This is a genomic window from Streptomyces sp. ID05-26A, from assembly GCF_033794685.1.
Classification (GTDB): domain Bacteria; phylum Actinomycetota; class Actinomycetes; order Mycobacteriales; family Pseudonocardiaceae; genus Lentzea.
Genome location: NZ_JARAYZ010000007.1, coordinates 375,412 through 387,926, shown reverse-complemented (window position 1 = coordinate 387,926; position 12,515 = coordinate 375,412). Strand labels below are relative to the sequence as shown.

Below are 12,515 nucleotides of genomic sequence, written 5' to 3'. Positions count from 1 at the left end.
GCAACGCGGACATGCCCTACGTCACGGCATGGGCCAGGGAGGTCACTCCGGCATCGCTTGCCCAGCACCGGGTGGAACTGCCGCACGGTGACCTGACCGCGCTGAAGCCGTCAGACTGGCCAGCGTGGACCCTGCCGATCCTGGTGTTCGTGACGGAGGACCAGGGCAAGATCCCCGTCATCCGCAAGGACGGCATGGCGGTGCGGTTGTCGCCGGACCGGTTCGCGAAGATGTTGGCGACTCTGCCGCAGTTCCGCCGGATGCTGGCCTACTCCCCGCACCGGCCGATCCTGTTCGTCTCGACGACAAGCGGGACGACTGTCGGCAAGGCGATCGTCGAGGCTCTGCTGGACGGAGGGGTGTCCCGGCAGCTTTTCGAGGCTCCGCATGGCCTGTCGCTCGACGCGGGCGGGGAACTGACGGTCAGGGGCAGGCGCCTGGTGGCCCATCGTCCACCGGCTCCCCGCGCCGACCAGATCATGTGGTACCCGAGGCAGGACTCCTGGCAGAGCGGGGCCGGGCACATCGCTCCCTCTGATCCGGGTGATCCCTGGCTGATGCCTCTCTCCGCGCGCAACGACCAGCAAGTGAGGCAGCAGTACTACCTCAGGCGGGTGGCGTCCGCGAAGCAGGACGCCCAGGGACAGGTGATCGAGTACGCGTGGGTCATTCCCTACCTGTCGCCGAACGCCTCCGGGGACCTCCCCGCCTACGTCTGGGACGGTCACGGGACGGAGACCGGCTTCGTGCTCGGGCTCGCGACCGGTAACCCGATGGAGGTCGGCGACTCCGTCGTGGTCGGAGGCAAGGAGGCGGCCAAGCTCCTGAACGCGAGCGGCTTCTACCAGATGGCCGGGCTGGACCCGCAGATGCCGGTGTTGCTGTCGGTGTGTGTAGCGGACGGTGTGAGTCCGGGCCGAGAGGGCTCCGCCGCCGCGTTGTTCTCCCGTCACTGGAGGCTTGTCCACGGCGGTAGGCCAGAGGTGGTCGGTACCGACAGATCCGTTTTCGTCTCTCCGAACAGCTCGGTCCGCAGCGTGAAGGCGTCCACGTTCCGTGCGGTGGGACAGCTCGGGAACTCGCTTGACGACGGGATTCCGTTGTGGGACCTGGCCGCCGCGAACATCGACTCGGTCGACACGAAGTTCGACGCGACAGGGGTGCTGGGCAATCTCGGAACCATGTTGCTGCACTCGCTTGCTCGGAAGGTGGCGAGAGCGGCGGCATGGCGAGCGCTCAACGGTGCCGGCATGCCCAAGCTCGTCGTCAACGGGTACACCGACGACCTGGGCGAATCGCCGTCCGAGAGCGCCTACGCCGCGATCAGGTCGGAAATGGTCGCGGAGTGGGGACGACTGGGCAGGCTCGCGCGGGGGCTCGGCGTCGACGATGTCGCTGTCGACCTCGTGGATCTCCTCATTCCGCCCGGTGCGCGCCGCCACGCCACCGTCAGCGTCGAGTTGCCCGTGCACGAGCTTGGCCTTGCCGCGATCGCCGAGGTGCAGGGGCGGACCAAGGACAGCGAGACACCGGAAACCATCGAGAAGCTCGACAGGGCATTCGCCACACTGGCGCTCCCGCCCGCCCAGCCGGCCTGGCAGGGCGGCACGCCGCACCGCACCCAGCCGATGGCGCGCGCCAGGATCACGGAGACCCCGGCCGCCGTGCACGAGCCTTCGGCCCATGCTTCCGGAGGACTCAGCTTCGACCTGGGCGGCTATGTCGATCTTGACGACGAGGCGCGGACGACCCGGTATGCGGCCGTGCCCCCTGCGTCGGCTGACGAAAAGCCGTTCTACCTCTATCTGACGCCAGGCAGCGGCGGCCTGTACGCCAACGGTTCCTGGGTGTCCCCGCGAGTTCTGCTGGAGATTCTGAAGAACTCGCCTCACTACCGCCAGCACGCGGCGGGCTCATCCGTGCCGGTGCGGATCGTCGGGGTCGACCCTCGGCACAGGGAAGTCCGCCAGTTCGCGGCACTTCTGCGGGGCAAGGACGGATTCCGCCTCGTCGAGGCGAGCAAGTACCACGAAAACGGCTTCCAGCGAGTCGCGGAGATCCAGCCGGACGACGTGGCCTGGCTGCCGCTGTACCGCGCGGACGGCAGCCTGCTCGGTGCGAGCTTCGACACCGAGGCCCGTCAGGCAAGCGGCACGGCCCTGAACGCGAGTCAAGGGACCGACGAGAGTGTCCGTCTCGTCCTTGAGGAACACACCGAGGCGGGCGGCCTCACGGACGTCCGGCCGAAGATCGCCTTGTGGGCGGACACGACGGACGGAGCGAGACAGCGGCCGTTCGAGCTGTTGCTCGACGCCGACGGCGAGGAGTTCGTCGTTCCGCTGCGCGGTGACGGCACTGTCCGGGTCTCGCCGGAGGAGATGGCGAAGCTCGCGTACAAGTCGGAGTTGTTCACGAAGTTCCAGCAGGGGAACGGGCAGCCGGACGTCCTGCTGATCACGAACGATCCCGCCGCCGACCACGCCTCCACCAGCGAGGCCAACCGCAGGTTCCAGGCGCGGCTGCGCGAGCTGGGAGGACCGCGTCGGATCACCGCCTACGCCGGACCAGCCGACCACGACGCGACGGTGTCCAGCCTGCGCGTGCCGCAGGGGGCCAAGTTCGAGCAGACGTTCTCCTCGCGCAAGAACGACAAGTTCTCCCTGAACGCGGCCGCTGTCCGGAAATCGGTGAGTCCGGCGATCGCCACGTCGACCGGCTCCGTGTTCGCGTTCCCGCTGCCCGGTCACGAGTTGCCTGGACTGCGCAACCTCACGTCGGCTGTGCGGGAGGGCAGGTTCGAACCCGACGCCATGACCGGTCGCCGTCCGCTGTACGTCATGGCGGACTCGCCGGATGGCAGGCACTTCCGGGTCGCGCTGCACGGAGGGCGGGAGCTGGAGCTCAGCGGCGCCGACTTCGGGCGGATGGTGCTGACTCACCCGGTGGTGCGGCGTGAGCTCGCGGCGGATCCCGACCGGCCGGTGGTGCTGGTGACGACGCACAGCGTCACGACCCCCCACTTCGGGGACGCGGCCCACGACTTCGCCGCGGCCTTGCAGGAAGCGGGCATCTACCGCGATGTCTACTCGTGGGCCTCTCCCGAGTCTCGCGGCGACCAGGACGAGGAGTTCGCCCTGGTGTCCGGCCTGCGTGACGGAGACCTGGACGTCGAGGTGCTCGACAACGGCGACGGCCATCCGGTCGCGCTCTACGTTCGCGCGGACAACGACGACGCCGACTACCAGGCGGCCAAGGAGTGGGCGCTCCACGCGACGGACGAGAAGTTGCGCGCCTACCAGGTCGAGGCTGCTGACGGCTCACGAGACGTGCGTGACGCGGACTGGACTGAGATGCCGCTCTTCCTGATCGCGGGATCGGGCGCGGGTGGTTTCCGAGGCAAGCGCCGTGACGGCGTGACGGTGCCGCTGACGTCGGAACAGCTGGCCAAGGTACTGAGCGGAAACCCCCGGCTCAGGGAGATTCTCGGCACGGACGGTGCCGGCCGGTCGATCGTCCTCGCGTCGCCGGACGGCGGCGTGACAGACGGCGACAAGGTACGCGATTCGCTGCTTCAGGGCGGGTTCCGGCGGACCCTGCGCACGGCGACCGCAGGACTGACGTTCAGGCCCAACGGCACCATCACCGTCAGGGAGTCGGCTCTCGCCATCCACGAGGCGTCGAACCAGTCCGAACTGACCGCGGCCGACATCGTCACGCATCCCAGGGTGACGTCGTTGCGCGCGGTGGACGGTCAGTACTTCCCGAGCTCGCCGGTCGACACGTATCTAATGTCCCGGACCGCGCGAAGCATGTCCTCGCGCAGGCGGTACTACGTCCGGGAGGAGGTCACCGAGGCGTCGAGGAAGAACGGGCCGTCCGAGACGGAGTACGTCGCGTACCTCAGCCCGATCGCGGGGGGCGGCAAGCCGTACGTGATCGACAGCCACGGCACCCCAGAGGGGTTCGTCGTCGGACTGCCGACCAGCAGGAAGTGGGAGATCGGCGACACGGTCGTGATCGGTGGCGCGACCATGTCGAGGCTGGTGTCGACGGGTGCCGCCTACCAGCGGGCAGGCACGCGCGAGGAGCACTCCGTCCTGCTGCTCGCCTGTTCGGTGAACCAGTCCGGCGCCGTGCGGGATCTCGACGCCGGCCTGCGGTCCGCGCGGAAGACGCCGTCCAGGATCGTGGGGTTCACGTCAGGCCTGCGAGTCCACTCCGGCAACGGTCTTCTCGTCGCCGACCAGGACGGCGGTCCCGCGCTGGCGGGGACAGAAGGCGCCCTGCCGCCACTGCCGCTCGCCGACCTCGCGGCCGACGCGATCAATCCGGTCACGGTGTCCTTCCCCGCCAGGAGCAAGACGCTGCTCGCGGACCAGCGGGATCAGGTGGCGGACACCGCTCGCAGGGTGGCCCGCGCGGCGGTCTGGTACGCGGCGAACGGTGCTGGTCCGATCCGGGTCAAGATCACCGGCTTCGGCACGATCGGCACGGTATCGCGCGGTGCGAGGGCAGGGCTCGACCGGGCGAACGCGACGAACGACCTGTTCATGGCGCGGGTGCGCGCCGAGTTCGCGGTGCTGCGGAAGTACGGGCTCGACACCGACCCAGCGCATCTCAAGATCGACGTGATCGGCGACGCGGTGCCACGAGGAGGCGCGCGGGTGGCGACCATCGAGGTGACTCTCCCCTCGGTGGACGTCGGTCAGCGGGCGTTGCGGAACCTCGCGGTGACCAAGAGCAACGACGCGGTGGCCGAAGTGGACACCGCCTTCGCCAAGCTCACCCCTGACGCGCGGGACCACGGTGGCGGCGGCTCTGGCTGGGGTGGCCTGGTGCGGCGCGGCAGGCAGGGCTTCGTCGACACCTTCGGTTCGTCGCCGAGCAAGGCGGGGGGACTGGGATACAACTGGACCAACGATTCCACCGCGCGCTGGACTCACCTGGAGGGCTCGACCCCCGGAGACGCCGACAGGCCCTTCGACATCTTCGCCCTCCAGAACGGCGACGCTTTCCAGATCGCGGACCGCCTGGTCGACGCGGACGCGTTCGCCGCGATCGTGGCCTCGTCGCAGCACTTCGCCGCCAACACGTCGGACGCGCGGACACGAGTGCGGCTGTTCGGTCTCAACCTGAACGACGCGGCGCGGGCAGGGCAGCTCGCGCAACGGTTCGGAGAGGCGCTGCGCGGTCACGGACCTTTCCGCCTCGTCGAGGCCGCGCTCTTCTCGCTGGAGATCGGGCAGGACGGTCAGGCGCGGGCGCTGTCGGGCAGCCGGATCGCGAGGGCGACCTCTCCGAGGGTCGACGACGTCTCCTGGATTCCGATGACCGACGTCGACGGCCAGATGTTCGGCATGGCCTTCGACTCGGAGCTCCGGCGGAAGCAGAACTTGGCGCAGGCCAGCCGTCATCTCACCGCCGACCTCCAGACCAGGGTCATGAAGGAGATCGGCGACGGCGCGGGCCAGCGGCGCGCCGTGAACCAGGTCTGGGTGCCGTCGGCGGACGGTGCTCGTAGTCGCGTCGCGCTGCTGTTGCTCACCGGTGACGGCACGACCTTCGACGTACCGCTGAACACCGGTATCACGCTCAGGGTCCCCGCTGCGGAGACCGCCAAGCTCATCCTCGGGTCATCCCACTTCTCGGCCTTCACCAGTGGCGGCGTGCTGCCGACGCTGCTCCTCGTGACCTCCACGATGGGCGTCGATCCGCCGGGAGCCAACCCGACTGCCCAGCAGTTGGCGGTGGCGAAGCAGAAGATGGCGATGGCGAAGCGGACGAACGCGGACCTGCTCGCGGCGATGCGGGCGCTGAGCCGCAGCCCTTGGCAGAGCTTCGACTACGCCGGGCGAGCAGGCATCGTGGAGGGCACGCTGGCCGTCCGCTGGAACGCGGAGTTCACCCCGGCGCCGCTGCCCCCCGTCGCCGATATCGCGCATCTGTTCCTGGGGAACGTGTTCGGCTTCCCCGGAGCCGACGTGACGCCCCGGGCGGTCCAGGCGTTCGCCCAGTCCGTGGCCCGGCTCCGTACGTCCGCGCTCGGCCGGACGTCGGGCAGCACCGCGCTCTACATCGTGGTGGATTCGTCCGACGGAAGGTTCGCCAGACTGCGCGGCCGGTCCGGTGCGTTGATCGAGGTCGACGGCACTCGGCTCGGCGAGATGCTGCTGACGGTTCCCGAGTTCCGCCAGGCGATGAAGGATGATCCCGAACGGCCGTGGAGGGTCGTCGGACGCCGCGCGGGAGAACTGGCAGGACCGGGCGGGCTCGCGTTCGACGTCGCCGGTGCGCTGAGGAAGGAAGGGTTCTTCGGACAGGGACTCGCCACGACCGGTGATCCGGCGCCGCTGCTCGGGGGTGCTGTCACACTCGCCGATGTCGACGTCGAGGACGTGTCGACGATCAGGCATGGCGATCTCGCGCTCAGCGTGCTGCCGGCGGGGCCGGGCGGCGTCCAGGGGATGTACGTCTGGAGTTCCGGCAACAGGGGTGGCTACGACAAGGCGGCGCTGTGGACGTCGAAGGCGACGCTGGACACGTTGGCGGAGTATCAGATCGTCGGTCCTGACGGTCGGGCGCGGACTCGTCGGTCGTCGTTGACGATGCCGCCGCTCGTGGTTTTCGTGGACTCGGGTCCGGACGGCTTCCACGCGCTGCGCCACGGAGGGAAGAGCGCGCCGCAGAACACCAAGCCGTTGTTCGTCTCTCCGGCCGAACTGGCCGCGATGATGTCGGGCCTGTCGATGCTCACGCGGTCACGCGGTCTGGCGAACAGGCAGCCGATTCTGCTGATCTCGCCGAACGGCGTGCTCGGCATCGGGGATCGGCTGGCCCAGGCGTTGATGGCGAGCGGACACCGGCTGTCCGTGTTCGAGGCGGCGCCGGCCGATGGCTGGCAGGCAGACGGCAGGCTCAGGCTGACAGATCAGGGATTGATCGAGCATCCGCTCCCCACACCGGGGCCTGCCGACGTCGTGCTGCACGGCGTCCATCGCGGCGGACCTTCCGGCTCCTTCGTGGCCTACGCCCCCGTGAAGGCCAACGACCTGACCACCATGCACATGAGCGCGCACAACGACAACGCGGCGCAGCAGATGTACCACTTGAAGACGCTGACGACGCAGGAGACGGACGCGCAGGGCAACCAGGTGAGCAGGACCCGGTCCATCGCGTATCTGTCGCCGTGGGCAGGAGACGACAACCCGCCCGTGTTCTTCATGGGACACGCGAACGCCACCGGATTCCGGTTCGCCCTCAAGACCGACCGGCCAGGGGAACTCGGTGACGAGGTGGTGCTCGACGGCGCGACGGCCGCGAAGGCGTACTTCGCGAGCGACGTCTACCGGCGGGCACAGGTCGACGGAAACAGGCCTGTCGTCCTTCAGTCGTGCAGGGTCAACGCGATCCAGCCCGCAGGAGACACCTTCGCCGCCAGGGTGCGGGCCGAGGCACGTCAGGCCAGGCTGCGGCGACTGATCAACGGCACTCCTCGGTTCTACGCCGCGAACAGTCAGGTCCGCATGATCGGGCTGAGCGGAGGCCGTGACATCGACGCGGGCGCGTTCTTCAGCGAGGCGGGCACGCCAACGCCACGACCGGAGGACGATGTGCCGCTGGCGGACCTGGCGGCCTCCCGGATCGAGCCGGAGATGGTCTTCTTCGGCTCCGACATCGACCCGAGCCTGTCGGAGGGCGACGCGGAGAAGATCCGCAGGCTCGGGCAGCGGATCGCCCGTGCGGCGTTGTGGCGCAAGCGCAACGGCGCCGAACTACCCTTCGTGACGGTTGCCGGCGGCAGCATGGCGGTGGCGGACCTCGTCGCTTCGGCGTTGCAGAACGAGATGGCCGTGGAATGGGCGCGCAGGGGCAGGCTGGGACGAGGTCTGACGCTCGGGGACGTGACGATCGAGATCGGCAGCCTCGACCGGACACCCGCGACGACCGTGTTGATCACAACGCTCCTGTCGGCCGAGGATCTCGGCGAGAGCGAGTTGGAGGCCATCGAACCGAAGTTCGACACGACCAGGATCGCGGCCGTCAACGCCAAGTTCGCGAAACTCGCGCACGACGGCCAGCCCGCGCCGGGACCGATCGACTCACCGGACCCCGACTCCGACGTGGAGATGACGCTCGCACTGGGGTCGGACACGACGGACTCCTCCGCGCAGGGGGGACCGGCCGGGTTCACGCTGGTCGAGCGCACCGCTGAGCATCCCGGTGTGGTGACCTACGAACCGGGGCTGTACGCGGCTGGTGGCCTGAGCTTCGACAGCGAGGGAGACGGGTCCGACGACATCCACTGGAGGGTCCAGTACCAGTCCTTGCGTGGCGACGCCGACACCTTCCACGTGCTGGTCAGGAAGAAGAACGGGAAGTTCCTGGTCAACGGTTCGTTGCTGGACGGCACCGCGTTCGCCGGGCTCGTGCGCCGCTCGCCGCACTTCGAAGAACACGCCGGTGGCTTCACGGTTCCGGTGCGACTGGTCTGGGAAGGGCCGCGGCACGACACGGCGGCCGAAAGCGAGGTTGTGAAGTTCATCGAGGCTCTCGGCACGCCCGAACAATCGCGTTACGTCGAGTTCTCGAACGGCGTGGCCGACTTCAGGACCGTGCACGTCCCCGTGCATCCCAAGTCTGTCCAGTGGGTGCCGATCATCGGAGGTGATGGCGCCGAACGCGGTATGGGGTTCGCGTCGGGGGACGAGGCGAAGCAGGCGCTGGGCGGCTTGAGCGCGCACGTCGAGGACGAAAGCCTGCGGATGATCGAGACGTACGACGCCGCCGGCAAGCGAACCGGGGGAAAGAGGAAGCTCGCGGAGTGGGCGCCGGCGACGACGGGCGGTCGTGTCCGGCCCGTGCCTCTTGTGCTGGACAGTGAGGGCGACTTCCTCGCCGTTCCGCTGAACAACGGGATGACCGAGTTTCTGTCTCCCGAGGAAGCGGCTCGGCTGGTGTTCGAGTCGGACTTGTTCGGGCGTTTGGTGCTGGGGCGGGTGAAGCGCCCGCCGTTGTTGCTCTTCACCTCTCGGCAGGGCGGCTCGTCCGGCGGTGCGGTGAACGCGAAGTTCGTGGAGGCGTTGCGGGGCCTGGCGGGCTCGTTGCACGTCTTCGACTACGACGGGCCGTTGGAGGTGTCGAAGGGGTGGCCTGTTCCCCGGATTCCGGCGGGGCGGGTCATGGGGGAGAGCGTGCCGTCAGGGGTGCGGCTGCTGGTGACGGGTTCGGGTTCGGTGTTCGGTCTGCCGTCGTCGGAGGAGTCGGCGCGGCGGATGGAACTGTTCGGCGAGGCGGTGGCGTCCGGATCGGTGTCGGTTGGCAGCGTAGGGCGGTTGCGCGGCCGTAATCCGTTGTTCGTCGTCGTGGATTCGGTGGATGGCACGTTCGCGGAGGTGCTGGGAGAGGGCGGGGTTGTTCATGAGGTGGGCGGGGGTGTGCTGGCGCGGTTGTTGCGGGGGAACGCGGAGTTTGAGAGCGCGTTGAGGGCGGAGCCGGGGCGGCCGGTGGTGCTGGTGGGCGCGCGGAGCGGCGAGCGGGCGAAGTTCGGTGGAGTGGGCTTCGACTTCGCGGGTGAGTTGAGGCTGGGCAAGGACTTCCGCGACGTATTCGCGGCCGGGGCGGTGGCAGGGGCCAGTGGTCTGCTCGGTGACGGTGGGGGCGAACCGAGGTTCACGCTGGTGTCGGTGTTGCGGGCAGGGGATCTCAAGACGGATGCGTTGCTGAACTCCGCTGGGGAGATGGTGGCGTGGTTCGTACGGTCTCCCGGCGACAGGCGGAAGTTCGAAGAGGCGAAGAAGTGGGCGCTCAACGCTGTCGGCGACCAGCGGAAGAAATACCGCTTCACTGACGGTTCCGGCACGTTCGAAATGGGCTACCGCGGGGTCACCAGCGAGCTTCCCGTCGTCATCTTCGTGGGGCTCACACACGACAAGCGAGGTATTCGGACAAGCAGGCAGGACAGCGCGGAACAGGTGCTGTCGATCGGTGAGCTGGCCGGTGTGCTGCGAGGCGACCCGAGACTGCGCGAACTGCTCGGCACCGACAAGTCACTGCCGATCGTGCTGGTGTCGCAGGACGGCACGGTGCCCGCGATCGCGGACTTCACCGAGGAGATGGCGAAGGGCGCGTACCTTCGCAAGGTTCATGTCCCGGCACAGGCGGTGACTCCTCGGCCCGACGGCGTGATCTACATGGGCAAGGGCCAGGTGGAGAGCCATGTCCACGCGCTCAGCTTCGAGCAGAAGAGTGGCTTGATCTTCAGTCAGCCCTCGACGAGCGCGCAGGTCGGAACCTACGGCCAGTTCTTCGCGCTCGACCACCAGGAGGTCTTCGAGCGGGCCTCGATCGCTCGCAAGACGACGGACATGACGCTGCGCATCCACATGGAGGTCGTGGACACCGGAGCTCGTGACTCGGCGGGTGAGCCGGTTCTCCGGGTGGCCCCGTATCTGTCGCCGTGGAGCGGAGCGGGCGTGCCACCGTGGTTCGTCAACGGCCACGGCAGCCCGACCACGTCCTCGGCAGCGCTGAAGACGGAACATCCGCTGCAACTCGGTGACTCGGTGCAGGTCAGCGGGCGTGATCTGGCGATGATCGTGGGGGCGTCCGCGTCGTACCAGCTCGCGCAACCCCATCCCGATTCCTGGGTCGCCCTCATGCAGTGCAACCAGAACGCGCGGGTGGAGGACGGCCAGGAGAACGTCGCCACCGGCTTCGGAAAGGCGTGGAAGTCGAGCAAGATCCGTGTGTTCGGCGCGCTGTCGACGGTCAGCACACGCCAAAGCGTCGCGGTGCACGCCCGTGGACTGGGGAACAGGTTCGAGTCGGTGCCGCAGCACGGCAAGAGCGCGCTGCCCAGGGTGTCGCTGAAGGATCTCGTCGTCGACGAGATCGACACGGTGTCACTGTCGTTCGGGAAGTCGAGCAAGACGATCGGAGACCAGGGGGGCGCCGAGCTGCGTTCCGCCGCTGACCAGCTCGTGCCGGTGGTGTGGTGGAGGCTCCGCACCGGAGCTGCTCTGCCGGAGATCACGATCACCGGTCAGGGCCGCTCCAAGAGCTCGATCTTCTGGAAGGCGCGCCGGTGGTGGAGGCGCGAGGTGCCGGGACAGAAGCAGGCGCTTGCGGCGAAGGGCGAGCTGACCAGGGCGCTGAACGAGAGCGTCGAACGGTATCGCGCGGCGGGCATCGACTTCGACGTGTCCCTGATCCCGATCCGGCTGGAGACCGCGGATTCGGTCGTCGGCCAGGCCGCGTCCGCGGTGGTGGCGTTCGAGGTGCCCGCCGCGGAGCTGGGCCAGACAGCGCTCACACAGGCACCCTTGTTCAACTCGCTCACCCAGGAGCAGCGCAACTACAAGGACCTCTGGACCGAGCGCCTGTTCGTGGCGTTCGAGGCGCTCTCCCACTCGCCCTGGGGTGAAGGCCATCCGCCGTCGGAGAGCGCCGCGGGCGGGCTGAGCTTCAACGAGGGCGTCCGGTGGGACAAGCCGTACTGGGAGGCTGTGTACGACTCGTTGCCGGACGGCGGTGTCAAGGAGTTCGTCGTCATGGTGACCGGCTCCGGCAACAAGTTCATGGTCAACGGCAAGCTGATCGACGGCACCGAGCTCGCTCGGCTGGCGGCGAGTTCGCCGATGTTCAAGTATCACGCCGCCGACGTGTCGGTACCGGTCAGGCTCGTGGTGGTGCCTCGACGCGGCACCGAGGTGGAATCGCTTGGCATCAAGCGATTCCGCACCGCGCTCGCCGCCGGCGGCCCGGCCCGTGAGGTCTCGACTCAGGTGTTCGAGTCGGACCTGGACTCCGCCACGGGCTCGGCAGGAGACCTGCTGTCGCGTCCTCGGTGGGCCGAGGTCGTCCTCCCGCCTCGTCCGGAGTCGACTACCAGCGAGGCGTCCGGGACGAACACGGGGCGCGAAGAGGCCGACAGTGATGAGTCCGGCGGCGGGACCGTGTCGACCGACGAGGGTCTTTCGCCGGTTTCCTCTTCGGCGATCGCGGAGGTACGCGCCCGCACGGCCGTGTCCGAGCGGATGCGCGGTGGTGACGACGCTCGTGCGGTCACCTCATCCGAGACGGGATCGCCACGATCCCTGGCGGGGCCGATCGGATACGAAGTACGCGACCTGAACGTGAACGGTGTCAGGGTCAAGGACCTGACGGTGCGTCTGCACGTCGCCGATCGTGACCCCGAGATGGAACAGCGGGCACTGACGGGCGTCGAGGAGATGCTCAACGACGGGCGCCGGCTCCCCGGAGGTGAACAACTCCACGTGACCGTGGAGTTCACCGACGATCAGGAGGCGGCGGACGCGACCGTGTCGATCACCACCGGAACCGGGGACCTGCCGGACCAGGTGACATGGCCCAGGAACATGAGCGAACGTGACCTGGCGCGATCGATCGGGCGTCTGCTGGGAATGCGGGACGAGGACCTGACGGTCGACAGGGTGATGTTGCCGGATTTTCCGGGTCACCCGACGAAGAGCGGGTGGCAGACGAAGGAGCGGTGA

Annotated in this window: 1 protein-coding gene (running past one end of the window); it reads left to right on the top strand. The window is 68.4% G+C overall.

Features of this window, described 5'->3' with window-relative positions:
• Positions 1 to 12,515, top strand: partial view of a toxin glutamine deamidase domain-containing protein gene (locus PV646_RS41445; RefSeq protein ID WP_500348280.1) — the final stretch only. 22,741 nt of this gene lie to the left of the window's left edge; only the last 12,515 of its 35,256 coding nucleotides appear in the window; its start codon lies off the left edge, out of view; the stop codon is at positions 12,513 to 12,515.